A 26624-nucleotide genomic window follows, 5' to 3' on the forward strand; every position below is an offset into this window, starting at 1 on the left:
GCACCGCACGGCCCCGCACCGCACTGCACGACCCCGTACAGCACCACATAGCACCGCACCAGCCGCACACCTCCCCAACCGATTCCTTCGCTCCCGCCGGTCGCTCGGTCATCCCTCGCACGGACGGGCGCGGCGCTCACGAGCGCCGCGCCAGCGCGCGCCGAACAGGAAGACAGGCACGCGATACGGGCCGGAAGACGAGTACGCGTCGACCCGGAAGAATCGCGAGTTCCGGGCCTCCGGCCGTCGGTCACACCTCGCGCGGACTCGCCCGGGTCGCAGTCGCCTTGAACGACGCCACGACTTCCGATTCCTCTCGCAGGTCCAGTTTCTCGATGCTCGACACGGTGACGATGGCGGCCAGCGGCGCGTCCGCGCCCACGTCCACGAGGACGCGCGCGACCTGCGCTCCGGCGTCGATGGCCGCGACGGTCCCGACGAAGCGGTTCCGGGCGCTCGTGGCCTCCTCGGGCGGCGCGTCGTCGGGCGCGCTGAGCGTCACGGCGTCGGCCCGGATGGCGACGTTCACCGCGTCGGCCGCGGGTGCGAGCGCCCGGACCTGCCCGGCGTCGGTCTCGACCGTAGCGAGTTCGCCCTCCCGCGCGACGACCCTGCCCGACAGGACCGTCTCCTCGACCTCCGCGGTGCCGGTGAACTCCGAGCGGAGGCGCTCGAACCGGGCCAGCAGGTCGCGGGCCTCGTCGGTGAGGTCGCTCCCGCCGCCGCCCGACCCGCCGCGCTGGCGGACTACCAGCGGGCCGAGCGCGTCTTCGAGCGCGGTGAGTCGCTGGTGGGCGCGGGAGTACGATCGACCGAGGGCGTCGGCGGCCCGGTTGAGCGACCCCTCCGCGTCGATGGTTCGGAGGAGTTCTGCGTCGGCGGCGTCGAACTCCACCCCGTCGGCCCGGAGGTGAGCTTCGAATCCGGCGTCCATACTCCGACTCACGGGACGGTCGAGCAAAACCGTTATGTCTCAGCCGATAGAACGCAGGGTTATGTCTGAGAAGGAACAACGCTCCCGGCGTCGTCGGACCGCGTCCGACTGCTCGTCGAGCGACGTTCGACGGCGAGGGTTTCTCCGGGCGACCGGTGCGCTCGGAGTAGCCGGACTCACCGGACTCGCGGGCTGTGTGGCCGGACAGTTAGGTGTCGACGGGACGACGACAGCCGAAGACGCCGCCGACGCCGGCGGGGACACTACGTCGTCGGCTGACTCGATGACGATTTTCCACGCGGGGAGTCTCGCCCCGCCGTTCGGCGCGGCCGAACCGAAGTTCGAGGAGAAGTACGGGGTTTCGGTCAACCGGGAAGCCAAAGGGTCGGTCGCGTCTACGAAGAAAATCACCGCGCAGGGGCGGAAAGCCGACGTGTTGGGCGTCTCGGACTTCCGACTCGTTCGGGACCGGTTACTCCCCGACCACGGCAGTTGGTACGCCATCTTCGCCACGAACGCCATGTCGCTCCAGTACCGCGAGGACTCGCCCGGGGCCGACGAAATCGGCCCGGACAACTGGTGGGAAGTCCTGAGTCGAGACGACGTGACGATAGGTCACAGCGACCCCGCCATCGACCCCGGCGGCTACCGGGCGGTCATGGCGATGCAGTTGGGCAAGGAGAAGTTCGAGGGAGAGCGACTCTACGACGAGCGGACTCACCGGAAAATCCGCGAGAACATGACCGTCCCGACCGGGACCGAGACCAAACTCGAAGGACAACTCGAATCCGGCAAACTCGACTACGCGCTCTACTACCGGTCTATCGCCTCCCAGTCGGGGATGCCCTACGTGGACCTCCAACCCCACGTCGACCTCTCGAAACTCACCACGAAGTACGCCGAACACTACGAGAAAGCGACCGTCGATGCGGGCGGCACCGAGTACGTCGGCGCACCAATCGCGTACGGCGTCACCGTCCCGAGCGTGGCCGAGGCCCCGACCCGGGGTGCCCAGTGGGTCGAATACGCGATAACCGACCCCGGCCAGCAGATTCTGAAGGAGAAGGGTCTCATCCCGAAGCAACCCGCGATCGTCACGAAGGACGGCAACGTCCCCGCTCGCGTCGCCAAGCACGCAGAAGCAAAGACTTCAGTCGGCCCGCTTGAACTCTAAAACCGTGAGTACCGACACGGAGACGAAGGGCGAAACCGGCCCCCGGTCCGACGCCGATGCGTCCGCCTCGGCGCGGGCGTCGGCCGACGAGGAGGGCGTCCTCGCCCGAATCGGCACCGGTACGACCGTCCTCGCGGTCGTCTCGGTTCAACTCGTCGCGTTCGCCGTCGCGCTCGCGGTCGGTTACCCCGGCGCGTACGCCGGGTTCGCGGTCCTCTCGGCGGGAGCCATCGCGGCGTCCCGCGACCGAGGGGCCTTCGGTGCGCTGGCGGCGACCCTCGGCACCGCGCTCCTCGTCGCCCTCGGCCTGCCCCTGCTGATGATGATTGCCCGACAGGACCCCGCGCTGGTCGCGGAGATGGCGGCCGACCCGGCGGTCCAGCAGGCGCTCTACCTCTCGGTGTACGCGCCGCTGCTCGCCGCCGTCGTCAGCGTGGCGCTCGGGGTCCCGCTCGCACTGCTCCTCGCCCGGGGCTTCCCCGGCCAGGCGCTGGTCGAGAGCCTCGTCGACCTCCCGCTCGTGGTCCCCCACAGCGTCGCGGGACTCGCCGTCCTGTTCGGGTTCGGCGAGGGCGGTGCCTTCCCGCAGTTCGAGATTCTCGGAACCGTACTCGGCATGGTGCTGGCCATGACGTTCGTCTCGGCACCCTTCGCCGTCAACGCGGCCCGCGAGGCCTTCGAGTCGGTGCCGACCCGGGTGGAGTGGGCCGCCCGGACGCTCGGCGCGAACCGCTTCGAGACGTTCCGGCGCGTGACCGCTCCGATGGCGTGGCGCGGCGTCCTGACCGGCGGTGTCCTCGCGTGGGCGCGGGCCGTCTCGGAGTTCGGCGCGGTCGCCATCGTGGCCTACAGCGTGGAGTTCTTCTACCTCCCCGAGGGCGAGACTCTCAGCGCCCAGCATGCGCCCGTCTTCATCTACAACACCTACCTCTCGGCCGGACTCGACGAGTCGGGCGCGGTCGCCACCCTCCTGCTGGCGCTCTCGGCGGTCATCTTCCTGCTGGTCCGGACGGTCGCCTACGACGACGGAGGGTGGCCGTGACCCGGACGACTGCCGGAGGTGGTCGGCCGTGACGCTCGAAATCGACGTTTCCGCGGCGTTCACCGCCGAGGGCGCGGACCGGTTCGAGGTGACTGCGGACCTCTCGGTCGCCGACGGCGAGACGCTGGTGGTCCTCGGGCCGAGCGGGTCGGGCAAGAGCCTCCTGCTGGAGACCGTCGCGGGGTTCCACGACCACGAGGGTCGGGTCGCGCTCTCGAACCGGGACCTGACCGACGTTCCCCCGGAGGACCGCGGCCTCGGGTTCGTCTTCCAGGACTACGCTCTGTTCCCCCACATGACCGTCCGGGAGAACGTCGCCTTCGGCGGGAACTACCACGAGACCCGCGACCCCGACGACCTGCTCGCGGAGTTCGGCGTGGCGGACCTCGCCGACCGCTACCCGCCGACCCTCTCCGGCGGCGAGTCCCAGCGAGTCGCCCTCGCGCGGGCCTTGGCCGTCCGGCCCGACGCCTTCCTGCTGGACGAACCCCTCTCGGCGCTCGACGTGCCGACCCGCCAGACGCTCCGAGAGGTGTTGGCCGACGTGCTGGCCGACCAGACCGCGGTGTACGTCACCCACAACCGGACGACGGCGCGGGCCATCGCCGACCGCGTGGCGGTCATCCGGGACGGGGAAATCGTTCAGACCGGCACGCCCGAGGCCGTCTTCGAGTGCCCCGACTCTCCCTTCGTCGCCCGGTTCACGGGCGCGAACTGCCTCGAACTCGACGGCGGCGCGCTCACGGTGCCCGGCGGGAGTTTGACTTTCGACGGCGCGAGCGAGACCGGGACGTCAGGTGTGGGAGGGACACCGGGTGAGGGGGAGACTACGGGCGAGGGAACGACGACGAGCGAGACGGCCACCCACCTCGCAGTCCGACCCGAACACGTCGAGCTCGACCCCGCGGACCCCGACTTCTCGGCGTCGGTAGAGCGCGTCCTCCGAGAAGACGGGCGGTGTCGCCTCGCACTCGACGTGGCGGGCCAGCGACTCGACGCCTACGTCGAGTCCCACCATCTTCCCCCGTCTCCGCCCGAGGGCGAAGCGGTCGGGGTCGCGCTCCCCCGCGACCGGGTGGCCCTGCTGTCGGACCGATAGCTCCGACGTCCGGTGTTTATAACGTCTTCCCGGCGAGAAAATTACTTAGGGGATGGTCAGAAACCACCTCGCATGGCACGCGAACAGCGAATCGGGGTGGTGCGGTGAGTCTCGTCGGGGGAACGCTCGGGAAGGTCGCGGCGGTCCTCGCGGCCGGACTGGTCGTCTCGGCCGCCGGGGTCGGCGCGGCGGTCTCCACGGGCGTCCTGAACCTCCAACCGCCCGCAGTCGAATCGGTCGAGAACGAGTGGGGAGAAATATCGCAGGAGCGCACGGGCATCCAGACCCGAATCGTCGTGAACAACCCGAACGGCGTCGGCATTCCCGGCGTGGCGGGCGTCTCCTACGACGTGGCGATGAACGACGTGACCGTCGCCGAGGGGTCGAGCGGCGGTCTCTCGCTGTCGCCCGGCCGGAACGAGGTGACGCTCCGGACCGACGTCGACAACGAGAAGATACCGGCGTGGTGGGCCAGCCACATCAACGACGGCGAGCGGACGACGGTCTCGGTCGAACCGTCGGTGAACGCCGCCTTCCTCTCGAAGAGTCTACCGTCGCGCGACAGAACCTTCGAGACCGACATGCTCTCGTCGTTCGACAGCGACTCGGGCCAGTCGGTCGAGTTCGGCGACGAGACCCTCCTGACCGTCAAGGAGACCGAGGCGTCGTGGGGGACGGCCACTCGGAACGAGACGCCGCTCCGGTTTGCCGGGACGGTCCACAACCCCAACGGCGCACCCATCAGGTTCTCGAAAATCGGCTACGAAGTGTCGATGAACGACGTGACGGTCGCCGAGGGAACCACGGGCGAGAGCGTCGAAATTGCTGGCGAGTCCACCGAGACCATCCACGTCAACTCGACGCTGGACAACCGAAAGTTGGACGAGTGGTGGGTCAGCCACCTCCGGAACGACGAGACGACGAACCTCGACGTGTCGGTGTTCGCGGTCGCCGAGACCGACTCCGGCACCGAGCGCGTCCCGCTTCCGTTCCTGAGCGAGCGCGTGGTCTTCGAGACCGACATCCTCGCCGGCGGGCAGGCGACCACCCGCTCGGTCGAAACCGGCGACAACTTCGGGTTCGAACCGCCGGTCGTCGAGTCGGTCGAGCGCGACTGGTCGGCGACCGACTCCGGCACTCGGTTCTCGACCAACGTCGTTGTGAACAACCCCAACGACGCGGACTCGGTGCTCTCCGACGCGGCGCTCGACGCCGAGTACCGGATGTCGCTCAACGGCGTGACGCTCGTGGAGGACCGCACCGAATCGACGCTCGTACCGGGCCGCAACGAACTCGGCTTCGCCGGCGAGGTGAGCGACCGAACCATCAAGAAGTGGTGGATCAGTCACGTCGAGAACGGCGAGCGAACCGCCCTGACGATCGAGAGTCACGCGCTTGCCGACCTCGGATTCGCCGAACTGCCGGTCCCGCTCCCCGAGCAGAACCGGACCTTCGAGACGGACATGCTCGGTGGCTTCTCGGGGGCCGACGAGGAGGTCGAGACACGCGGTCAGACGGTCGCCAGACTCCACGATATGAACTCTCGCTGGGGAGACGCCACGATGGACCGGACGCCGATGCTGATTTCGGGCGAGGTCACCAACGAGCGATCCCGGCCGCTGACCGTCGTGAAGTTCGGCTACGAGGTCCGGGCGAACGACGTGGTGCTGGCCGACGACGAGTCCCACGTCGGCACGACGATTCCGGGCGAGACGACCCGGAGTATCGAGACGACGGGATACCTCGACAACGACCAGATACCGTCGTGGTGGGTCAGCCACCTCCAGCGCAACGAGCAGACCGAGCTAAACGTGTCCTACTACGCCGTACTCGAGTACGGCGGCCAGCAGTTCACGGTCGAGCTTGACTCGATGAGCTACACCGACACCGTCGAGACGAACGCCTTCGGCGAGAAGTAGGACGCCACTGCGGACGATTTTTGCTACCAATTCGCACGCAATCGGTAACGGTTTCGTACCGGAACGACACGGTCCAGTCGATGCCCGACGTTCGTGACCTCACGCCCGAGGACGCCCCGGAACTGACCGCGCTCTACGGGGAGTACGAGTGGTGGGACGACCGCGACGTCGCGGGAGTCCGCGAGGCGCTGGCCGAGACCGAAGTCGCCGTCGGCGTCGAGTGCGAGGCGAGAACCGCCTCGGAAGCGAGCGGTGGCGAACCGCGAGCGGACGACGGCGAACTCGTCGCCGCGGCACGAGTCCTGACCGACTATAACTACTACGCGAACGTCTTCGACGTTATCGTGGCCGCGGACCGCCGCGGCGAGGGTCTCGGCGAGGTCCTGATGAACGCGGTGTGCGACCACCCGGACTTGCAGTCGGTTCCCGGCCTCTCGCTCCTCTGTCGAGAGGGGTTGGTTCCGTTCTACGAGTCGGTCGGCTTCGAACCGTTCGACTCGGAGTTCGAAGTCCCCGAGGGCGGCACCGAGGAGTTAGTCCGGATGACCTACGCGCACGACGACTCGTAGAGAGGCGAACGCTCGCCTCGACGAACCACCGGTTTGCCGAGTTCTGCGGTGCGTAGCGACCGGGTGGAGCGTTCTACGTCTCGCACCAGCAAGAAGTCCGAGAAAAGTAGCGCAGACTTTTCACCGTTCACACCCCATTCCCGAGCATGAACTGGGCCGACCTCTTCGAGCGCGGCGAGGCGTACGAGACCGACGTGGCGACGATACGCGAGGCGCTCGCGTCCCGCCGAGACCACGCAAGCGAGGGCACGGGTTCGGAGAGCGAGAACGCGAGTTCGGAGGGCGAGGATGCCTGAGGCCTCCGAAACGAACCCGGCCCGCATCGTGGCGGACGCCGACGTGCTGGTCGCCGACCTCCTCGTCGGCGACTCGGCCCGCGAGGCGATGGACGAAATCCGCGGCCACTCGTGGGTCGAACTGGTCGCCAGCAATCACCTGCTCGACGACGCCGAGGCCGTGATTCGGGACCTCGCGGGCGACGACCTCGCGGCGGCGTGGCGCGAGAAAATCGAAGCCCTGCGCGTCGAAGTCGAACACCCTGAGGGCGACAACCCGGCGCTGGCGAGCGCGTATCACGGGCGGGCCGCCCACGTTCTGAGCTACGACGAGGGGCTTCGAGGCGCGGAAGCGAGCGCGACCCTCGGGTCGCGCCTGAACGTAAGCGTCAAGACGCCCGACGGGTTCGCGGCGCTGTTCGACGCGGAATCGCTGTACGAGGCCGTGGAGGACGGGGAGTATCCGGGTCCGGACCAGGACCCGCGAACGTAGACTTCGGGCACTAGCGCGCCGGGACGGGAGGCGAGAACGGCGCGCCGAGTTCGGGGTCGAAACGAGCGCCGCTCCGAATGACGAGCGACTGCTCGGTTCGTCTCGCGTGAACACTGCTCGCACCCGAACTCTCGTCTTCGGTGGCTTCAAGCCCCGACCGACCGTCGGTGGGAGTCGATGGACGTAGACTACGGGGACGCGCGTTCGATACTCGTCGGGTTCGGCGCTGGCGGCGTCGTTCTGCTGGCGCTCTACTCCATAGTCGGTCTGGAGGACGTGCTGTCGGCGCTGTCGCGGGCCGACCCGTGGCTCGTCGCGGCGGTCTGTGCCGCGGCAGTCGGCTGGCTGTTCGCGTGGGGACTGGCGCTTCGAACCGTCCTCTCGGTCATCGCGGTCGAAGTGACGGTTTTACGGTCGTTCCTGCTGTTCGCAGGCGCGACCTTCGCAAACAACGTCACCCCATTCGGTCAGGCCGGCGGCGAACCCTTCAGCGCCCTGCTGGTCTCGCGCACGACCGGGACCGAGTACGAGAACGGACTGGCCGCGGTCGCCAGCGTGGACACCCTCAACTTCGTGCCCTCCATCTCGTTCGCACTCGTCGGCGTCAGTTACTACGCGACCCGGTTCACCGTGGGTGACGAGGTGGAACTTGCGGCGGCGTCGATTCTCGCGCTCGCACTCGCGGTTCCGGTCCTCGCGTATGTCGGGTGGCGGAACCGCCACCGCGTCTCCGACTTCGTAATCGCGGCCGCGGTCCCCGTGGGCCGGGCGCTCGGCCGCGTCGTTCCCCGAGTCGACCCGCCCAAGGAGTCGCAGGTCCGCCACCGAATCGAGGGGTTCTTCGGCGCGTTGGAGCGCGTCGGCGGCGATCAACACCAGTTGGCGCTCGCGCTGTCGTTCTCGGCGCTCGGATGGTTCCTGCTCTCGGTGTCGCTGTGGCTCTCGCTGCTCGCGCTCGGCCACTCGGTTCCGTTCGCGGCCGCGCTGTTCATCGTCCCGCTCGGGAGCGTGGCTGGCGTCACGCCGTTACCGGGAGGACTCGGTGGCGTGGAGGCCACCCTAATCCTGCTCATCGTCCCCATCACGGGCGTCGACGCTCAGACCGCGGCGGCCGCGGCGGTCCTCCACCGCGGCGCGACCTACCTGCTCCCGGTCCTGCTCGGCGGGAGCGCGACAGCGATGCTGGAGGCCGACAACGCTCACGGGTCGGCAAGCGACTGAGACGCCGACTCTGAGACTCTGGCCCAGCCACGTTCCGTAACGATGGCTTTAAACGCCGCGGAACGGAATTCGTGGGTATGACGACGCTCTACGACGTTCCCGCGGACGACCTCATCGACGCGGTCGCCGCGAACCTGGAGGACCGACTCGAACAACCGGATTGGGCCGAGTACGCCAAGACCGGCGAAAGCCGCGAACTCCCGCCCGAACAGGAGAACTTCTGGTCGCGCCGCGCCGCCAGCCTGCTCCGGAAAGTCGCTATCGACGGCCCGGTCGGCGTCGAGCGACTCTCCACCGAGTACGGCGACAAGAAGGGCGGTTCGAACCGCTATCAGGTCGCTCCCGAACACCGTACGGACGGTAGCCGGAACGTCATCCGGACTATCCTCCAGCAGCTCGAAGACGAGGACCTCGTGGGCACCGAGGGCAGCGCGGGCCGCATCGTGACCGGCGAGGGTCGAAGCCTCCTCGACGACGCCGCGGGCGAGGTCATGGAGGACCTCGACCGACCGGAACTCGAACGCTACGCGTAGACGAACCGCAGCGATACGTTTCTGCGACTCCCCGAACGACATCCCGGCTCCGTAATCATTTTTGGCCACGGGCGTTAACTACGAGATAACGTATGAGCGAACAGCCCGACGACGAGCGACTCGAAGAACTCCGCAAGCAGAAGATGCAGGAGATGCAGGACCAGGCCGACCAGAGCGAGGCCCAGGAGCAGGCCCAACAGCAGGCCGACGCCCAGAAGCAGGCGCTACTCCGCAAGCATCTCACCGACGGTGCGCGCAAGCGACTCAACTCCGTCCGGATGAGCAAGCCCGACTTCGCCGACCAAGTTGAGCGACAGGTCCTCGCGCTGGCTCAGAGCGGCCGCGTCAGCGGTAAGATCGACGAGGACAAGATGAAAGAGCTTCTCCGCGAACTCAAGCCCGACTCGAAGAGCTTCAACATCCGGCGTCGGTGAGATGGATCTCGGGCTACTCTACAGCGGCGGGAAAGACTCGACGCTCGCCGGCCTCCTGCTCGAAGACTTCTACGACGTAACGCTCGTCACCGCCACGTTCGGCGTCACCGACGCCCACGAACACGCTCGCCGGACCGCCGACCACCTCGGCTTCGAGTTCGAGACGGTCGAGTTGGACGGCGACGTGGCCGAGCAAGCCGTCGAGCAGATGGTCGAGGACGGCTACCCCCGTAACGGCATCCAGCAGGTTCACCTCCACGCGCTCGAAGTCGTCGCGGACATGGAGTTCGACGCGGTGGCCGACGGTACCCGCCGCGACGACCGGGTGCCCTCGGTGTCACGGGCACAGGCCCAGAGTCTCGAAGACCGCCACAAGGTCGATTACATCGTCCCGCTGGCGGGGTTCGGGCGCGGGGCGGTCGATTCCCTCGTGGACGAGACGCTGGACGTGACCGTTGGCCCGAGCGAGCAGATTCCGAAGGCCGACTACGAGGACGAACTCCGAGAACTGCTGGTGCGCGAGTACGGCGACGACGCCGTGGCCGACGTGTTCCCGGACCACACCCAGACCTACGTGAACGGTCTCAATTGACGGTCGCCGACTCTTCACGTTCTCGCTCGTCGGTCGCCGCCGACTTGTCGTCCGGCAAGACGCGCGCAAAGTAAAAGTTTCAAGCGCGCGCTCGCCCAACGCTTCTCCATGTACGACCGCATCAAGGGCTTCCGCGACTTCTACCCCGGCGAGATGGGTGCGCGCCGCGAGATGTTCGACACGCTCGAAGCGACCGCGCGCCAGTACGGCTTCCGAGAGGTCGGCACGCCCGCGCTCGAACGAACCCAGATGTACGTGGACAAGAGCGGCGAGGAGATCGTCGAGGAACTGTACGCCTTCGAGGACCAGGGTGGCCGGGAGGTGGCGCTAACTCCGGAACTCACCCCGACCGTCGCCCGGATGGTCGTGGCGAAACAGCAGGAACTCTCCAAGCCCATCAAGTGGTTCTCGACCCGACCGTTCTGGCGCTACGAGGAACCCCAGCAGGGCCGCTTCCGGGAGTTCTACCAGACCAACGTGGACATCTTCGGCTCCTCTGACCCGGCGGCCGACGCCGAAGTCCTCTCGTACGCGGCCGACGCGCTGACCGGTCTCGGTCTCACGAGCGATGACTTCGAGTTCCGAGTCAGCCACCGCGACATCCTCGGCGGCCTGCTCGAAGCCTTCGACGCCGACGTGGACACCGCGGCGGCTATCCGCGCGGTGGACAAGAGCGCGAAGGTCGAGGACGAGGAGTACTACGGCCTGCTCTCGGACGCGGGCCTCTCCTACGCACAGGCAGAGGAGTTCGACGACCTGCTCGACACGCCCGAGGACGACCTGGACGAACTCGTCGCGTTCGCCGGGACCGAGCGCGTCGAGGACGCGGTGACGAACCTCCAGAACGTCCTCGAAGCCACGGCGGAGTTCGGCGCGCGCGAGTACTGCGACCTCTCGCTCCGGACCGCTCGCGGTCTCGACTATTACACCGGCGTCGTCTTCGAGTGCTTCGACTCGACCGGCGAGGTCAAGCGCTCGGTGTTCGGCGGCGGCCGCTACGACGACCTCATCGAGAGTTTCGGCGGCCAGCCAACGCCCGCGGTGGGAGTCGCGCCGGGGGCCGCCCCGCTCTCGCTGCTCTGCCAGCGCGCGGGCGTCTGGCCCGAGGAGAGCGCCACGACCGACTACTACGTCCTCCAGGTCGGCGACACCCGCGACGTGGCGGCCGAGATAACTCGCGAACTTCGCGGCGAGGGTCACGTCGTCGAGACCGACGTGGCGGGCCGGAGCTTCGGCGCGCAACTCGATTACGCCGACTCCATCAACGCCGAGACGGTCGTCATCGTCGGCGAACAGGACCTCGCGGACGGGAACGTGACGGTCAAGGACATGGACTCGGGCGACCAGACGCAGGTACCCGTCGAGGAGTTCCCGCCGGAGGACGCCCCGCGTCCGACCTACGAGGACTTCGAGTAGTCGGTCTGTTCAACTTTTTTGGTACCGTCCCTCATAGCCCCGGACATGCGCGATAGTTCGTTGCAGTTCGAGAAGAAGACTCTACTTCCGACCCTGTCGGTGCTGACGTTCGGTCTGACCGCGCTCGCGGCGGTACTCGGCTTGGGGTCCCTCGTGCCCGTCATCTTCGTGCTGGGGTTCTTCATCGTCGTGCCGCTGGTGGCGATTCTCGGCGACTCGCTCCCGATGGTCGGCACTGGGGACGACGACGTGTCGGTCAAGTCGTCGGTGTCCGACACGTCCGAGGACGACGCGATAGACGAACTCCGTGCGCGCTACGCGAGGGGTGAGTTGACCGACGCGGAGTTCGAGCGGCGACTCGAACGACTCCTCGAAACCGAAGACGCGGACGTGACCGGTTCCAGAGAGCGCGTGTTCGACCGGGAGTGAGCGAGTCGTCCGAAGCGACCGCTGGCGAACCGGGAGGTGGCGAACAGACGGCACGGACGGGACGCGAGGAGACTGGCGTACTATCGCCGACTTCCCCGCGGCGAGGCTCAGGTCACGGACAGGGTTGGTCCCGTTCTGGTACTTAAGCCCTCGCGTGAACGGTGGAAGAGTGGTTCTCACCGGCCGTCGGAAACGCCAGTTTCGGCCGCGCGCTGGCGCGGCGTATGGCCGCGCCAGCGCGCGTTGCCACTTCGGAACTAAAAATACTTGCTAAGAAATGAAATTAATACGTTAAAGAAATACATATATTTCTGAGCTGGCCTCTCTCCTTCGTTGCGGACTTCCAGCCTCCGCTTCCCCCAATTTAACTACCTCCACCACCGACCTCGAACCGATGCGCGCTTTCCGAGTCGCGTACGACGGCCAGCCGTTCCACGGCTTCCAGCGTCAGCCGGACGTGCCTACCGTCGAGGACGCGATTCTCGACGCGGTGGCCGCTCTCGGGGTCACCGAGGGCACTCCCGAGGGCTACGCCGCCGCGGGGCGCACCGACGCCGGAGTGTCGGCGGTGGCCCAGACCGTGGCCTTCGAGTGCCCCGACTGGCTGATGCCCGCCGCGCTGAACAGCGAACTCCCCGCGAGCGTCCGTGCGTGGGCGAGCGCCGACGCGCCCGCTGGCTTCCACGCGACTCACCACGCCGAGTCGCGGGCGTACGTCTACCACTGCTACGCGCCCGAGGCCGACCTCTCGCGGGCCGAGGAGGCCCTCTCGCAACTCCGCGGCGAACACGACTTCCACAATCTGACGCCCGACGACGAGAACACCGTCAGGGACCTGCGCGGCGAGGTCCGACGCGAAGGCGACTACTTGATTTTCCGTCTCCGTGCGGGCGGGTTCGTCCGCGAGATGGTTCGCCGCGTGGTCTCGCTGGTCCGAGCAGTCGCAACCGGTGACGCGGAACTGGCGAAAGTCGAGCGCGTGCTTGGGCCGGAACGGGTCGAAGGCCCGGAAGGCGTCCCGCCCGCTCCGGCGTACCCCCTCGTGCTGGTGGACGCGGTGTATCCGACCTTAGAGTTCTCGGTGGACAAGGAGGCCGCCGCGAGCGCCCGCGAGGTGTTCGAGGGGTTGCGCGAGCGACGGGCGACCGGAGCGCGAGTGGCGCGAGAGGTGTCGGAGCGAGTCGAGTCGTCGTACGGAGTGGAGTCGTCGTAGCGAGCGATTTCCGAGGGGAGCCAGATATTTCGGATCGTCACTCCCACTCGTCGGGCCAGATTCCCGCCGCCTTCATCCCCTCCTCGTAGTTCCCCGAGCGCAGGTTCCCGGCTATCGTTTCCGCGGTCGGCCGGGGCACCTCGCCGGTCCTCGCCACCTCCCGAACCAACAGCGCGGTCAGCATCGCGTGTTCGCGCAGGTTTCGGTCGTCCACCTTGTCGCGAGTGTCGGCGTGGGTGTGGCCCCACCCTCGCCCGCGCTCGCGTGCCGCGGCGGTTTGCGCCGCGCGCTCGCTGTGTAACTGCAGTGCGGGTACGCCGCGCTTGAGGAAGGGCCAGTGGTCGCTGAACGGGTGGGCCTGCTCGCGCACCGCGATCGGCTGGTTCGTCTCGTCGGCGACCGACGCCACGATTTCCGCCATCGTCTCGGAGCCGTGAGTGTGGGCGCGCAGGTCGCGGAACCGACCCGCGCCGTCGACATTCACCACCGCGCGGACCGAGTCGAGGTCCAACCGCTCGGCGAGTGCGTCGGCACCGAGCAAGCCGACCTCCTCGCAGCCGACGCCCGCGACCCGGACCCTCACGTCGAGGTCCATCTCCGCGAGCAGGGTGGCCGCGGCGACGACCACGGTGATGCCGCACCCGTTGTCGAGCGCGCCCTCCGCGATGTCGTGGGCGTCGTGGTGGCCGACGACGAGGACCTCATCGTCGGTGTCGGGACCGAACTGTCCGTGGGCGTTGTGACTCGTTCCGGGCTCGGTCCCGGCGTCCACGCGGAGGGCCGCCCGCGCGCCGCGGTCGGCGTAGTCGGTCAACCAGTCGCCGGTCTCCTTGCTGACGCCGACGCCCGGAATCGCTGCCTCGCGGTCGAATCGGAGTGACCCGGTCGGCGGCAGTTGGCCGGGCTTGTGGTTCCGGAAGACGAACGCCTCCGCGCCCGCCGCCGCTGCGTGGCCGAACTTCTCCATCCGGTGGATGAATCTGGAGCCTTCGGGCGTGGTCGTGGACGCGACGACGATTTTCCCCTCTACGTCGACTTCGTCGAGCTCGTCGGGAGTGCCGTAGCCCGCGTCCACGAGTTCGCCGTGAACCTCGCCGGGCGGCGAGTACGGGAGCGCGATGGTCTCGAACGAGCGCTCGACGGGGTCGGTGACTGCGAGTTCGGCCTCCCCGCGCGACCACCTGTTCATCTCGAACGACGCTATTTCGACCTCGCGCGCGCCAGCGCGCTCGAACCCCTCGGCGACGAGTTCGGCCGCCCGGCGCTCGCCGGGGGAGCCACCCATCCGGTCGCCGATTTCGGTCAGTTTCGTGAGGAACTCCCACGGGTAGTCGTCGATCCACGCCGCTCCCAGCGCGGCCGTAGCCTCCGGGTTCATGGCCGGATTTGGGTTGCGGACCGCCAAAAATCCACGCCCGCAGGTCGGCCTCCTGCAAGTTAGCGTCGTCGTCGCGCTCGTCAGTTTTCGGAACCCCCTTCCGAATGACAAAGGCTTACAACCGGTCTTTCCTAACCAAACGATATGAGTTCAGTTCCCGAACGGTCGGAGATAGACACCGAGTACAAGTGGGACTTGGAGAGCATCTACGCGACCGACGACGAGTGGGAGCAAGCGTACGAAGAGGTCGAGCAGCGACTCGAAGAGTTGTCGGCCTACGAGGGCCAGGCCACCGAGGACGGCGATACCCTTCTAGAGGTCCTCGAACTCCGCGACGAGATACTGCGGCAGGTCTCGATGGTGGTCAACTACGCCCGGATGCGGAAAGACGAGAACACGGCGAACCAGCAGTATCAGGCGTTGGCGTCTCGCGCGATGGCGCTGGCCTCGCAGGCCAACAGCGCGAGTAGCTTCGTCGAACCCGAGATTCAGGACCTCGACCGCGACGAACTCGACGCGATGATGGAGAACACCGACGGACTGGAGACCTACGACCACTACCTCTACGACGTTCTCCGTACGGCCGACCACACCCGGTCGACCGAAGTCGAGAACGTACTGGCGGAACTCGGCGAAGTGACGAGCGCGTCGGGCGACATCTACAACATGCTGATGAACTCCGACGTGGAATTCCCGACCGTCGAGAAACCCGACGGCGACTCGGTCGAGATAACCCAGAGCAACCTCACGAAACTTCTGAAGAATCCCGACCGCGAGTTCCGCCAGACGGTCCACGAGGAGTTCTTCGACACGCTCGGTAACTTCCACAACACCATCGGCACCGCCTTCAAGAAGGGCGTGAAGGCCGACGTGCGCCTCGCCCAGATACACGACTACGACACCGCCCGCGAGGCCGCACTCGACGGACCCAACGTTCCGGTCGAGGTGTACGACAACCTCGTGGAGACGGTCCGGGACAACCTGGACAAACTCCACCGTCACGCCGAACTCAAGCGCGAGAGCCTCGGCGTCGACGAACTCCAGATGTGGGACCTCTACATGCCCATGACCCAGACCGAGACGCCAGAGGTCGAGTACGAGCAGGCCCGCGAACACGTCGTGGAGGCGCTCGGTGCGCTCGGCGAGGACTACCAGAACCGGGTGCAGGAGGGCCTCGACTCCCGGTGGGTCGACGTCTACGAGACCGAGAACAAGCGGTCGGGCGCGTACAGTAGCGGCACGTACGACACCCAACCGTTCATCCTGATGAACTACCAGGACGACATCTCCTCGATGTTCACGCTGGCCCACGAACTCGGCCACTCTCTCCACTCCCAGCTCTCCAGTAAGACCCAACCCTACGTTTACAGCGACTACGAAATCTTCGTGGCCGAAGTCGCCAGCACCGTCAACGAGGCACTGCTGACCCGCCACCTGCTCGACACCGTCGAGGACCCCGAGTTCCGACGACACGTCCTCAACGAGTATCTCGAACGCTTCCGCTCGACCCTCTACCGCCAGACCCTGTTCGCCGACTTCGAACACCAGACCCACCGACTGGTCGAGGAAGGCGAGGCGCTCACCCCCGAGGCCGCCGACGAAATCTACGGCGACCTCAAGTCGGAGTTCTACGAACCGGCGGTCGTGGACGACTACATCACCCGCGAGTGGGCTCGGATTCCGCACTTCTTCAACTACACGTACTACGTCTACCAGTACAGCACCGGCATCAGCGCGGCGGTCGCGCTGGCCGACGAGATTCTCGAATCCGACGGCACTGCCGCCGACGACTACCTCGAGTTCCTCCGGAGCGGGTCCAAGGAGTACCCGCTCGAACTCCTCCAGACCGCCGGAGTGGACATGTCCTCGCCCGAACCCATCCAGCGGGCGCTCGACGTGTACGACGACCACCTCGACGAGATGGAATCGCTCGTCTGAACCGGCGGTCCGTCGGATTTTCCCGCCTCTCGATCGGGCGCGGGCCGACTGCGGCGAAAGGCTTTTTTGCGGGAAAACGTCCGAGACCCAAAGGCACTTTTAAGCTGGTAGCCTAAGAGTGAGTAACAACGATGTCGCGTAGCCCACCTCTCCCCGACCAACCGACACTCGAACTCGACCCCGAAATGACAGACAGGGAGCGGCTTGCGGCGCTCCAGGAACACTTCGCCGAAATCGTGGACGTGAACGCCACGCTCGAAGAGCGCCTCGACGACGCCCAGGAGCGCCGTGCGAACCTGCACGAACAAGTCGACAAACTCGAACGCGAGAACGAGACGCTGAAGACCACGTCGCTGTACGTCGCCACCGCGGAGGAGTTGACCGACGACGGAATCGTCATCAAACAGCACGGCAACAATCAGGAGGTCCTGACCGAAGTCTCGCCGCAACTCCGCGAAACCATCGACTCGGGCGACCGGGTCGCGGTCAACGACTCGTTCACGGTCCAGACTGTGCTGGAGACCGAAAAGGACGCCCGCGCGCAGGCCATGGAGGTCGACGAGTCGCCCAGCGTGACCTACGACCAAATCGGTGGCCTGGAAGAACAGACCCGCGAGGTCCGCGAAGCGGTCGAGGAACCGCTCGACAACCCCGAGCAGTTCGAGACGGTCGGTATCGACCCGCCGAGCGGCGTCCTGCTCCACGGCCCGCCGGGGACCGGCAAGACGATGCTCGCCAAGGCCGTCGCCAACCAGACCGACGCCACCTTCATCAAGATGGCCGGGTCGGAACTCGTCCAGAAGTTCATCGGCGAGGGCGCGAAACTGGTTCGAGACCTCTTCGAGTTGGCGAGCCAGCGCGAGCCGGCTATCGTCTTCATCGACGAAATCGACGCGGTGGCCTCCAAGCGCACCGACTCGAAGACCTCCGGCGACGCCGAGGTCCAGCGCACGATGATGCAACTCCTCTCGGAGATGGACGGTTTCGAGGACCGCGGCGAGATTCGCATCATGGCCGCGACCAACCGCTTCGACATGCTCGACCGCGCCATCCTGCGGCCCGGCCGGTTCGACCGCCTCATCGAGGTGCCCCACCCCGACGAGGAGGCCCGGCGCAAGATTCTGGACATCCACACCCGCGACATGAAGGTCGACGACAGCGTGGACTTCGACGCGCTCGCTGAGGAGACCGAGGGCAAGAGCGGCGCGGACATCGAGAGCCTGACGACCGAGGCGGGCATGTTCGCCATCCGCGACGGCCGCACCGAGGTCCGTCAGTCCGACTTCGAGGACGCACTCGACAAACTCGAAACCGACGACGACGAACAGACCGGCATCGTCACTCCGGGGTCGCTTCCGAGCTACGCGTACTGAACTCGTTTTTCACTCCTTCTCTCTACGCTCTTCTCGATTTTCTCCAGTCTCCACGAGTCCACGTTCCGACTCTCGCTGGCGCTCGGTGCCGCAAACCACTGGGGCGCGCTTGCCCACGCGAACCACCGAAACGCGCTCGGTGCCGCATAACACGGTCTGGGTGGATGAAAGGGGCCGCCCGGTCGCGCCCGGGCGGGGGCTTTCGAGACGAACATTACCACGTCTTCGACTCTTGCAATGCATAGCGACCGGGCGGGAGCTTTCTACAACGAAAATCCGGCGTTTCTGCTGTCGCCCAAAACTACTGCTCGAAAAACCGGTGTGGTGTATCAGTCGTCGTCTACGATGACTTCGACCGGACCGTCCTCGGCGGCCATCCGCTCGCGTTCGCCCTTGCGCTCCTGCCAGAGAAGCACGCCAGCGACCGCCAGCACGATCCACGACCGCCAGTTGGCGAGGTTGAGGGTATAGCCGATGCCGAAGGGCTTGTCCACCAGCATCCCCTCGTCGGGTTTCCAGTACGCCGAGAGCATCCGCCCGATGCTCGGTCGCTCGAAGTTGTACGGAACGCCGAACAGTTCGCCAGTGCTGGGTCTGTCTGCCATGCGAGAGACGTACGTCGGAAAGGGATAAAGTGCTTTGGCTACGGACCGAAACGAACTGTTGCGGTGTTGACTGTCTCTCGGCGTCGGGATGGCACGAACGGAACGGATTCGGCGGATTGAGGTGATTATTTCGTTCTTTAGGAATTATTTCGTTGTCTTATTCGATTGTGTACATGTCTCTTTGTCGCGGCGACAGCGACCGCGTATCGTTTCCGCCCGGTCGTTTCGTGCGGTGAGACAGTAGAACGGGGAAGCCGAGGGTCGAACGGAAGCTACGTACTCCGTGAATTGTCAGGACCGCGACCGACAAGGAAGGACGACATCACGAGCGCCGCGCCTGCACGCGCCGGACCGAGGGGAGGAGTCAGCGCGCGCCGACCGAAACTCACTGATAGCGTCCGCGACCTTCGACCTCTCGAAGCCGGTCGAGAACCGCGTCGTCGCCGACGTCGGCGTATGTGGCCTCGAACTCGCGGCCGAGCGCCTCGGCGTCGTCCGAGGTTCCGGCGAGGCTCTGGCCGAAGACATGGAGGTCCATCGCGTAGTCCTCGTCGTCGTCGGTGTTGTAGCCCAGTCCGAAGTCGATGAGGTACGTCCGGTCCGAATCGACGCGGACGTTCCGCGTGGTCGGGTCGCCGTGGACGAATCCCGCGCCGTGAATCGCCGCGAGGTGCCGGGCCACGTCGCGCACCCGGTCGGCCGTCAGTCCGTCTCGCAGGTCGGCCTCGCCCACGTGCTCGAAGACCAGCACGCCCTCTCGGGGGTCCGCGTCGTAGACCACCGGCGTCGGCACGCCGTGCCTGCGGGCCTCGCTGGTCAGGCGCGCTTCAAGGACCGTCCGGTCGCGTCGGAGGCGCGCGTCGAGTTCGGGGTGACGGTAGCTCTTTGGCAGGCGTCGCTTCGTGACGCGCTCGTCGCCGATTTCGACGGTGGCCTCCGCTCCCTCGATTTCGTCGCCCTCGTCGCGCCAGACCGCCACCGACTCGTCGTCGCCGCGCCACGTCACGTCCACCTGGTCGGGTCGGAAGTTCGGGTCCACCGCCGACTCCTCGACGTCGATGGTGTCGCCCGCCCGAACCATCTCCGCGCCGAGAACCGCTATCATTCCGGCGTTGTCTCGGAGGAACCGGGGTTCGGGCGCGAAGAAGTCCGCGCCGCGCTGGTCGCACATCTCCTGCAACATTTCCCGGAGGCGGGCGTTCTGGCCGACCCCGCCGCCCAGCACCAGTTCGTCGCTCCCGGTCAGCGAGAGCGCACGCTCGGCGACTTCCGTCAGCATGGCGAAGACGTTCTCCTGTAGGGAGTAACACACGTCTTCGATCGGGGTTCCAGCGTCGTAGGCGTCCTTCGCGGCGCTCATGATGCCCGAAAACGAGAAGTCCATCCCCTTGACGACGTACGGCAGTTCGACGTACTCGCCGTCTTGGGCGGCCTCCTCGACCTTCGGTCCACCGGGGTGAGACCACCCGACGTGGCGGGTGAACTTGTCGATGGCGTTGCCGACGCCGGTGTCCATAGTCTCGCCGAGGACGCGATACCGGCCGTTACGGTAGCCAAGCACGTGGGCGTTCGCGCCCGAGGCGTTCAGACAGACCGGCGAGTCGAACCCCGACTGCTGGCGGCCGATTTCGAGGTGAGCCACCATGTGGTTGACGCCGACGAGAGGTACGTCGAGCGTCCCGGCCAGCGCGCGCGCGGCGGTGCCGACCGTCCGCAGGCAGGGACCGAGTCCCGGCCCGCGCGAGAACGCCACCGCGTCGATTGGACCGTCCGCCTCCCCGAGCGCCGTCTCGATTACTTCGGGGATGGCGTCGCTCATGTGCTCGGCAGCCTCGCGCGGGTGAATGCCGCCGCTCTCGGGTTGGTAGGCGTCGGTTTCGATAAAAACTGAGTCGGTTTCCGTGTCGTAGATCGCGGTACTCGCGGCCCACGCGGTGCCCTCGACGGCGAGGACGCGCATTCGCTACTTCCACTCGGTGTAACCACACCGACCGCAGTGGAGGCGGTCGCCGTGGTCGGCGAGGAACGCGTCGCCACACCGGGTACACTGCTCTTTGTCGGTGGTGCCGTCGTCGTTGTAGAGTTCGTTACGCGCCATTATTCGGCCTCCTCCGCCTCGGCCTCGGCCTCGCTATCGGTATCGGCGGAGATCTTGTTGCGTTCGAGCATGTAGTCCTGCTCGACGTCGCGGGCGTGTTCGGGGCTGTCGTAGACCTTCGCGTAGCCGACGGTCTTTCGCATCCCAAACTTGGTGTTCATCTCGTGGACCACGACTTCACTCGAATCCTTGTCCAACTTGGCCGCGAGACTGTCGCGGACCGAGAGTCGGGAAGGGGTCGCTTCGTCGTGAACTATCTGGAACCGCACTTCGGATCGGTGGAGCATCGGATTCTGCTCCTCGGAGAGGATTTCGACTTCCATGTGTATCGCTCAGTTACTCACTAATTGGCTGTGAACGTTGTAAAAGGATTTCGAAGTGAACACCCCCCGAGTCCACGTTCCGACTTCTCAGTACGCGGTCCCGTCGATACCGCAAATCGTTCGCCGGCTACTTCGGTCCGCCGTTCGTCCTTCTTTCGGTAGTTCCCGAGACGACTGCGGTATCAGTCGGTTTCCAGACTCTCGAACAGCGCCTCGGAATCCCCGTCCATCCGCTTCAGGAGTTCGCGCATCTCGGCCTTCGCCTCCTCGGTCACTCTCGCGTGGACCATCCCCTGGTCGGGTTGACCGTAGACCACGCTCGCGCCGAGCGGTGCGGCCACGATTGCAGGCAGGGTCACGAGGTCTTCTTCGCCCTCGACCACGAGGACGGTCGGCTCCGGGTCCGCGATGGCCGCGCGGAGCGCTTCGACCAGGCCGCGGGAGATCGCTCCCGCGGGGTTCTCGACGTGGACCTCTCGGCTCTCACCGCCGAGACGGGCGACTCCCTCGGCGACTTCGTCTGCGACTTCCTCGCGCTTTGTCAGGCCGTCCACGACGGCCACGTCGGGCACGACCCCGGCGCGTTCGAGGTGGTAGGTCACCACGTCACCGACCGCGACGAGTTGGCCGTCGACCTCGGAGAGTAGCGACTCCGCGTCGGTGAAAACCGGTCCCATCGGCTCCTTGAGTTCCCCCCGCATCTCCGCGGGGAGCGTGACGAGAACGTCGCTCACGCTGTTCCGTCCTATCGGACCTTCAGGGCGTACTTGCCCGGTTTGGTCACTTCCATCTCCTCGGCGATTTCGCTCTCGTCGGGGTGAGCGACGATGACGTAGCCGCTCCAGTCCTCGGTGAGACTGGTCGACCCGCAGATGGGACAGGTGTCCTCGTCGGGTTCGACCACGGCGTGGCATTCGCGGCAGGCGAGGCGGTCACTGGCCATCGTTATTCACTCTCGGTGGTCGCTTGTCGCTTCTCGCGCTCCTCTTTCAACCAGCCGTGCTTGCCGAGACCGACCTGCTTGGCGGTGAGACCGATCTTGCTCTCACGGGGGTTGCGCTCGTCGATGCTCTTGGTGACGATGCGCGCCCGAACCGAGTCGCCGACGCCGAGCGTGCGGTTCGACTCGCGGGACGCGAGCATCTGACCCTCTTCGTCGTAGGCGAGGTACTCGTCGGAGATCTGGGAAACGTGGAGCAGACCGTCGACCGGACCGATGCCGACGAAGGCACCGAAGTTGACGACCTCCACGATTTCGCCGTCGACGACTTCCTGCATCTGCGGGTCGAACGTGACCGCGTCGAACTCCGCTTCGTAGTATACGCCCGGTCGATTCGGTAGGACCGCGCCGTCACCGATGTCGTGAACATTCACGACGCTGACGACGCTTCCGACGTCTTCGTCCATCCGACCCTCCAACTTGTCCTGCAGGAGTTTCTTCACTAGATTCGGCGTCACGTCCGCGAGGTGTTCTGGGGGGACCTCGACTGTGTCCTTGAGTCTGACCCGTTTGTACATGCTAAGGTTTGCTGATTCCGAGTTTGTTCCGGCCCCTTATATGAATTACCGGTGTGCCCGCGTCGAGCAGGCGCTCCTTGAGGGGGCCGTCGTTCGTGACGACGTAGTCGAACTCGGGGGCGAGTTCGACCAACACGTCGTCTGCGTACGATGCTTCGTGTTCGACTGTTCGACATCTGTCGGCCGCCAAGTCCGCGCCGACGCTGGCCGCGACGGCCTCCGCGCTCCCGCCGTTCGAGAGCTTCGAGAGTTCGTCGCGGACCGCGCGCGGCACGACGCATTCGAAATCGCCTACCAGGCGCTCCAACTCCTCGAAGACCCGTACGTCGCATTCGACGGGCATCATGAGCGCGCTGGTATCCATGGCGACCGTGGCGACCATCCTACTCCTTGAGCGTGCCGACCCCGATGAGTCGCCACCGAGCGCCGATGCGGCGGTTGATGGCTATCTGGGCACCTTCGGGCGCACAGACCGGGCGCTTTAGCGTGACCTCGCACTCGCCCTCGCGGGCGCTGGTCACGGACCCGACCGTCGTCGCGGTGCCGATAGTCAGCATCAGGGGCTCGCCGGTCGAGATGTCGTCGATGTCCTGGTCGTCGACTCCGACGAGGCGTTCGAGCAGGTCCACTTCCATCGTGAACTGCTGCCACGTCGGCGGGAGCGTGCCGGGCGTTCCGGCGACCTGCCCCGCGAGCGCGTCACCCTTCGTGAGACTCGGGTCGAGACCGGTGCCGACGCCCAGCAGTCCGCCGGGCGTCACTTCGTCCACCGTGTCGCCGCCCGCCTGAAGCGAGCGCACGTCGGTCTCGACGGGTTCCCACTGGGTCTGTCCGCCTTCGTCGACTTCGCGGCCGGGTCGGAGTTCGAGTTCGTCGCCCTTCGTTAGCTTGCCTTCGACCAGACTGCCGCCGAGGACGCCGCCCATCAGACCGTCCCACGTCGTGCCGGGGCGGTTGATGTCGAAACTCCGGGCGACGTGCATCCGCGGGTCGACGTCGGGGTCGCGGTCGGGCGTCGGAATCTCCTCCTCGATTGCCTGCATCAGGAGGTCGATGTTGACCTCCTGCTGGGCCGAGATGGGGACGACCGGCGCGTCTTCGGCGACGGTCCCCTCCACGAACTCCTGAATCTCCTCGTAGTTGCGCTCGGCCTGCTCGCGGTCCACGAGGTCGATCTTGTTCTGAGCGACGACGATGTTGTCGATGCCGATGATGTCGAGCGCCATCAGGTGCTCCTCGGTCTGGGCCTGCGGGACGGGTTCGCTGGCCGAGACGACCAGCACCGCACCGTCCATGATGGCCGCGCCCGAGAGCATCGTCGCCATCAGCGTTTCGTGACCGGGAGCGTCGACGAACGACACCGTGCGAAGCGGTTCGCTCTCGCTCCCGTCCGGACACGTTTCGTCTACCGTGTACCGTTGTGGCTCGTCGAGACTGGGGCATTCCCGAAACGTGGCGTCTGCGTACCCGAGCCGGATGGAGATGCCACGCTTCATCTCCTCGGAGTGCTGGTCGGTCCATTCGCCGGAAAGCGCCTGCACGAGCGTCGTCTTTCCGTGGTCTACGTGACCGACCAGTCCGATATTCACCTCCGGTTGGGCGTGTTTTCCTGTCAAAGTTGACCTCCTGAAGTAATTCTACTGGAAGATTCGCCCTGAAAGACTGATAAACCTACTGTTCTGGTTCGGCGGTTCGCGCGAGCCCGAAAGTTCCGTCGGCGGCGGTTCGATGCTTTCGTCACCGTCGATTCGTCTGCTCGGCTTCACGTCGCCGCGCGTCGCGTTTGACGCCGGTACACGTCGTAGAGCACCCCTGTCGTTATGACGACGCCCGCGAGGACGACGAACTGGTCTTCCCGACCGCCGAGTCGGCCGGTCGTCTCGGCAAATGCGTTCTCCACAGGGCGACGCGTCCGCTCGCCGAGAGCCATTCTACTCCAGTAGCCGACGACCCGCGTCAGTAAACTAATTTTGGCCGCGTCGGCCCCGTGGTGGTCGCCTCCGTCTTCAGCCTCTCTAAAGGTAGGATTAGTTACAAAAACGAGGTTAAGGCAACGCTTTAGCCGGAGGCGGTCGTGGATCCTCGTATGAGCGAGACGAGCGGGCCGAACCCGACACTCGGCGATTGCGAGGACTGCGTGGCCCCGGCCGAGGCGTTCTCGGTCATCGCCAACGAGACGCGACTGTCGATTCTGGAGGCGCTCTGGCAGGCACCCGACCGGCCGGTGAGTTTCTCGGAGCTTCGACGCGAGGTCGGCATGCGCGACAGCGCGCAGTTCAACTACCACCTCAAGCAACTCACCGACCACTTCGTGGTCCAGACCGACGACGGCTACGACTTCCGGCAGGCCGGCAAGAAGGTCGTCCGAGCGATTCTGGCCGGATCGTTCAACGAACACCCCGAGATGGGCCCCTTCGACGTGGAGGGCACCTGCGCGACCTGCGACGGCGGCCTGCAGGCGTACTATCACGACGAGATGCTGGCCATCGAGTGCAAGGACTGCGGCAAGAACCACGGCCGGTACCCGTTCCCGCCGGGCGGCCTCAACAACCGAACGCGCGAGGAGATTATGGACGCGTTCAACCAGCGCGTGCGGCATCTCCACTGCCTCGCGGCCGACGGCGTCTGCCCCGAATGCAACGGTAAGATGACGACAACCGTCACCCGCGACACCGAGGACTACCTCGGACTCGAAGTCAGGGTGGACCACGAGTGCCAGCAGTGTCGCCACCAACTCTACTCGGCGGTGGGGCTCTCCCTGCTCGACCAGTCCGACGTGGTGACGTTCCACCGCGAACACGGCGTGGACCTGTGTACGACGCCCTACTGGGACCTCGCGTGGTGCGTCAGCGACCAGCACACGACCATCCTCTCGGAGGACCCGTGGAAACTACTGGTCGAAATCCCGCTCGACGACGAGGTGCTCTCGGTGTCGCTCGACGGCGACCTGAACGTCCTCGAACTGGAGCGGACCTGCGCGTCCGCGGCCGATGGCACGCAGGCAATCTCGGACTGAGCGGGACGGGGGCGCTCGAAAGCGGTACGACGCTGAACCTGCCGGTCGCCGTCATAGCCGCTCGGTTCGTAGCGGACGAGTTACTCCCCGACGATGGCGTCGTCGAGAACCAACTCGAAGAAACCGGCGAGCACGAGCAGTCCGACCAGAATCAGACTCTCTACCCGGTCGTACTGGAGCGGGTAGACGGTCAGCGCAAGCCAGAGAACGACACCGAATGCGAGAATTCCGACCGAGAGCCAGCGGTCCGCGTCGGAGTTCACAATCGAATCTCGACACGCATCCGACAAGTATCTTTACTTCATTTTTCGGCCAACCAGTCGGCGAACTTCGCCAGCGCCCGCCCGCGATGCGAAATCGCGTTCTTGCGCTCGGTGCTCATCTCGGCCATCGTCGTTCCTTCGTGTTCGAAGATGGGGTCGTAGCCGAACCCGCCGTCGCCGCGAGGTGCGACGATGCGGCCCGGCACCGCGCCGTCGAACGTCTCGGCCGTCTCGCCGTCGTAGTAGGCCACGATACAGCGGAAGTGCGCGCGGCGGTTCTCCTCCATCTCCACGAGGTTCCAAACGCGCTCGACGCCCACGGTGTCCTCGACGTACGAGGAGTACGGGCCGGGGAATCCGCCGAGCGCGTCCACGAACAGGCCTGCGTCGTCCACGACCACGGGGTCCTCGCCGCCGGTCTCCTCGAAGGCCTCCTTCGCTCCGGCGACCGCGATTTCCGCGAGGTCGTCGCTCTGGATTTCGGTGTAATCGTAGTCGACCTGCTCCACGTCGTCGGTGAGGTACTCGCGGGCCTCCTCGACTTTGCCCTCGTTGCTCGTCACGAATCTGATGGTCATGTGCGTGGGTCTCTCCGGTTGGTTTCCGGTCGGGTTGGCTGGCGGTTATAGGCGACGGTTTGGGAGTACGCGGTCACGGGCTACTGTGGAAGCCACTCGTGACTGTATCGCGACCGTACAGCACCGCGAAACGGAACGAGGAGACGTGACCGCCCGACGGAACGGGCCGGTCCGGAAATCGCAATCCCTTA

31 protein-coding genes are annotated in these 26624 nt (G+C 66.1%); 17 read left to right on the top strand and 14 right to left on the bottom strand.

Features of this window, described 5'->3' with window-relative positions; translation table 11 throughout:
• Positions 1-250 precede the first annotated feature (250 nt).
• A complete protein-coding gene (locus E2484_RS06720; protein WP_137284449.1) occupies positions 251-934 on the bottom strand; it encodes a TOBE domain-containing protein in 684 nt (227 codons plus the stop codon).
• A 61-nt stretch (positions 935-995) separates the two neighbouring features.
• Here E2484_RS06720 and E2484_RS06725 point away from each other — a divergent pair, with 61 nt between their 5' ends.
• From E2484_RS06725 to truA, 14 genes are all read left to right on the top strand, one after another.
• A complete protein-coding gene (locus tag E2484_RS06725) occupies positions 996-2108 on the top strand; it encodes a substrate-binding domain-containing protein (RefSeq protein ID WP_137284450.1) in 1113 nt (370 codons plus the stop codon).
• A gap of 4 nt (positions 2109-2112) precedes the next feature.
• Positions 2113-3150, top strand: coding sequence for an ABC transporter permease (locus E2484_RS06730; protein ID WP_321112008.1), 1038 nt, complete (start codon positions 2113-2115; stop codon positions 3148-3150).
• 28 nt (positions 3151-3178) lie between these two features.
• Entirely contained in the window at positions 3179-4249 is a 1071-nt protein-coding gene (locus E2484_RS06735) for an ABC transporter ATP-binding protein (RefSeq protein WP_137284451.1), read from the top strand.
• Between the two features lie 104 nt (positions 4250-4353).
• Positions 4354-6168: an LEA/WHy family protein gene (locus E2484_RS06740; RefSeq protein ID WP_170977257.1), complete on the top strand. Its 1815-nt coding sequence runs from the start codon at positions 4354-4356 to the stop codon at positions 6166-6168.
• Positions 6169-6248: 80 nt separating this feature from the next.
• Positions 6249-6737 carry a GNAT family N-acetyltransferase gene (locus tag E2484_RS06745; RefSeq protein ID WP_137284453.1) on the top strand — a complete coding sequence of 163 codons (489 nt, stop codon included), beginning with the start codon at positions 6249-6251 and terminating at the stop codon, positions 6735-6737.
• A gap of 146 nt (positions 6738-6883) precedes the next feature.
• A complete protein-coding gene (locus E2484_RS24810) occupies positions 6884-7033 on the top strand; it encodes a hypothetical protein (protein WP_170977258.1) in 150 nt (49 codons plus the stop codon).
• Entirely contained in the window at positions 7026-7505 is a 480-nt protein-coding gene (locus tag E2484_RS06750) for a DUF7384 family protein (RefSeq protein ID WP_137284454.1), read from the top strand. Before E2484_RS24810 ends, E2484_RS06750 begins: the two co-directional genes overlap by 8 nt.
• Before the next feature lie 177 nt (positions 7506-7682).
• Positions 7683-8726 (top strand): lysylphosphatidylglycerol synthase transmembrane domain-containing protein, encoded by a 1044-nt coding sequence (locus E2484_RS06755; protein WP_137284455.1) that lies wholly within the window; start codon positions 7683-7685, stop codon positions 8724-8726.
• 77 nt (positions 8727-8803) lie between these two features.
• Positions 8804-9259, top strand: a complete 456-nt coding sequence (locus E2484_RS06760; RefSeq protein WP_137284456.1) for a 30S ribosomal protein S19e — start codon at positions 8804-8806, stop codon at positions 9257-9259.
• Between the two features lie 92 nt (positions 9260-9351).
• Positions 9352-9693: a DNA-binding protein gene (locus E2484_RS06765; RefSeq protein ID WP_137284457.1), complete on the top strand. Its 342-nt coding sequence runs from the start codon at positions 9352-9354 to the stop codon at positions 9691-9693.
• A gap of 1 nt (position 9694) precedes the next feature.
• Positions 9695-10285, top strand: coding sequence for a DUF7411 family protein (locus tag E2484_RS06770; protein WP_137284458.1), 591 nt, complete (start codon positions 9695-9697; stop codon positions 10283-10285).
• Between the two features lie 108 nt (positions 10286-10393).
• A complete protein-coding gene (gene hisS, locus E2484_RS06775) occupies positions 10394-11701 on the top strand; it encodes a histidine--tRNA ligase (RefSeq protein ID WP_137284459.1) in 1308 nt (435 codons plus the stop codon).
• 45 nt (positions 11702-11746) lie between these two features.
• On the top strand, positions 11747-12130 hold the full coding sequence (locus E2484_RS06780) for an SHOCT domain-containing protein (protein WP_137284460.1): 384 nt from the start codon (positions 11747-11749) through the stop codon (positions 12128-12130).
• Positions 12131-12524: 394 nt separating this feature from the next.
• A complete protein-coding gene (gene truA, locus E2484_RS06785) occupies positions 12525-13343 on the top strand; it encodes a tRNA pseudouridine(38-40) synthase TruA (protein WP_137284461.1) in 819 nt (272 codons plus the stop codon).
• A 37-nt stretch (positions 13344-13380) separates the two neighbouring features.
• On the opposite strand, the gene E2484_RS06790 is transcribed toward truA, so the two are convergent.
• Positions 13381-14721, bottom strand: coding sequence for a M28 family peptidase (locus E2484_RS06790; protein WP_137284462.1), 1341 nt, complete (start codon positions 14719-14721; stop codon positions 13381-13383).
• A gap of 144 nt (positions 14722-14865) precedes the next feature.
• Between E2484_RS06790 and pepF the strand changes: the two genes are divergently transcribed.
• Together pepF and pan2 are read left to right on the top strand one after the other, a co-directional pair.
• Entirely contained in the window at positions 14866-16659 is a 1794-nt protein-coding gene (gene pepF, locus E2484_RS06795) for an oligoendopeptidase F (RefSeq protein WP_137284463.1), read from the top strand.
• 131 nt (positions 16660-16790) lie between these two features.
• Positions 16791-18032, top strand: a complete 1242-nt coding sequence (gene pan2, locus E2484_RS06800) for a proteasome-activating nucleotidase Pan2 (RefSeq protein ID WP_137284464.1) — start codon at positions 16791-16793, stop codon at positions 18030-18032.
• 329 nt (positions 18033-18361) lie between these two features.
• Here pan2 and E2484_RS06805 read toward each other — a convergent pair whose 3' ends face one another.
• The 10 genes from E2484_RS06805 to E2484_RS24815 all read right to left on the bottom strand — a co-directional run bounded on the left by E2484_RS06805 (position 18362) and on the right by E2484_RS24815 (position 24476).
• Positions 18362-18637 carry a DUF5808 domain-containing protein gene (locus E2484_RS06805; protein ID WP_137284465.1) on the bottom strand — a complete coding sequence of 92 codons (276 nt, stop codon included), beginning with the start codon at positions 18635-18637 and terminating at the stop codon, positions 18362-18364.
• A gap of 385 nt (positions 18638-19022) precedes the next feature.
• On the bottom strand, positions 19023-20597 hold the full coding sequence (locus E2484_RS06810; RefSeq protein ID WP_137284466.1) for a bifunctional N(6)-L-threonylcarbamoyladenine synthase/serine/threonine protein kinase: 1575 nt from the start codon (positions 20595-20597) through the stop codon (positions 19023-19025).
• Positions 20598-20600: 3 nt separating this feature from the next.
• Positions 20601-20735: a 30S ribosomal protein S27ae gene (locus E2484_RS06815; RefSeq protein WP_137284467.1), complete on the bottom strand. Its 135-nt coding sequence runs from the start codon at positions 20733-20735 to the stop codon at positions 20601-20603.
• Positions 20735-21058 carry a 30S ribosomal protein S24e gene (locus tag E2484_RS06820; RefSeq protein WP_137284468.1) on the bottom strand — a complete coding sequence of 108 codons (324 nt, stop codon included), beginning with the start codon at positions 21056-21058 and terminating at the stop codon, positions 20735-20737. The genes E2484_RS06815 and E2484_RS06820 overlap by 1 nt, the downstream gene beginning before the upstream one ends.
• Positions 21059-21240: 182 nt before the next feature.
• Complete coding sequence (locus tag E2484_RS06825) at positions 21241-21792, bottom strand: GTP-dependent dephospho-CoA kinase family protein (protein ID WP_321112012.1); 552 nt, start codon at positions 21790-21792, stop codon at positions 21241-21243.
• An 11-nt stretch (positions 21793-21803) separates the two neighbouring features.
• Positions 21804-22001 carry a transcription elongation factor subunit Spt4 gene (gene spt4 / locus E2484_RS06830; protein ID WP_137284469.1) on the bottom strand — a complete coding sequence of 66 codons (198 nt, stop codon included), beginning with the start codon at positions 21999-22001 and terminating at the stop codon, positions 21804-21806.
• Between the two features lie 2 nt (positions 22002-22003).
• On the bottom strand, positions 22004-22576 hold the full coding sequence (locus tag E2484_RS06835) for a DNA-directed RNA polymerase (RefSeq protein ID WP_137284470.1): 573 nt from the start codon (positions 22574-22576) through the stop codon (positions 22004-22006).
• A 1-nt stretch (position 22577) separates the two neighbouring features.
• Complete coding sequence (locus E2484_RS06840) at positions 22578-22958, bottom strand: DUF188 domain-containing protein (protein ID WP_137284471.1); 381 nt, start codon at positions 22956-22958, stop codon at positions 22578-22580.
• Between the two features lies 1 nt (position 22959).
• Positions 22960-24192: a translation initiation factor IF-2 subunit gamma gene (locus E2484_RS06845; protein ID WP_137284472.1), complete on the bottom strand. Its 1233-nt coding sequence runs from the start codon at positions 24190-24192 to the stop codon at positions 22960-22962.
• A 146-nt stretch (positions 24193-24338) separates the two neighbouring features.
• A complete protein-coding gene (locus tag E2484_RS24815; protein ID WP_170977259.1) occupies positions 24339-24476 on the bottom strand; it encodes a hypothetical protein in 138 nt (45 codons plus the stop codon).
• Positions 24477-24662: 186 nt separating this feature from the next.
• Here E2484_RS24815 and E2484_RS06850 point away from each other — a divergent pair, with 186 nt between their 5' ends.
• The gene (locus E2484_RS06850) at positions 24663-25592 is read left to right on the top strand and encodes a winged helix-turn-helix domain-containing protein (protein WP_137284473.1); all 930 of its coding nucleotides are present in this window, start codon (positions 24663-24665) and stop codon (positions 25590-25592) included.
• A gap of 80 nt (positions 25593-25672) precedes the next feature.
• Here E2484_RS06850 and E2484_RS06855 read toward each other — a convergent pair whose 3' ends face one another.
• Together E2484_RS06855 and E2484_RS06860 are read right to left on the bottom strand one after the other, a co-directional pair.
• Positions 25673-25855 carry a hypothetical protein gene (locus E2484_RS06855; RefSeq protein ID WP_137284474.1) on the bottom strand — a complete coding sequence of 61 codons (183 nt, stop codon included), beginning with the start codon at positions 25853-25855 and terminating at the stop codon, positions 25673-25675.
• 38 nt (positions 25856-25893) lie between these two features.
• The gene (locus tag E2484_RS06860; protein ID WP_137284475.1) at positions 25894-26433 is read right to left on the bottom strand and encodes an XTP/dITP diphosphatase; all 540 of its coding nucleotides are present in this window, start codon (positions 26431-26433) and stop codon (positions 25894-25896) included.
• Positions 26434-26624 lie beyond the last annotated feature (191 nt).

Origin of the sequence: Halorussus salinisoli (genome assembly GCA_005239435.1) — an archaeon.
Classification (GTDB): domain Archaea; phylum Halobacteriota; class Halobacteria; order Halobacteriales; family Haladaptataceae; genus Halorussus; species Halorussus salinisoli.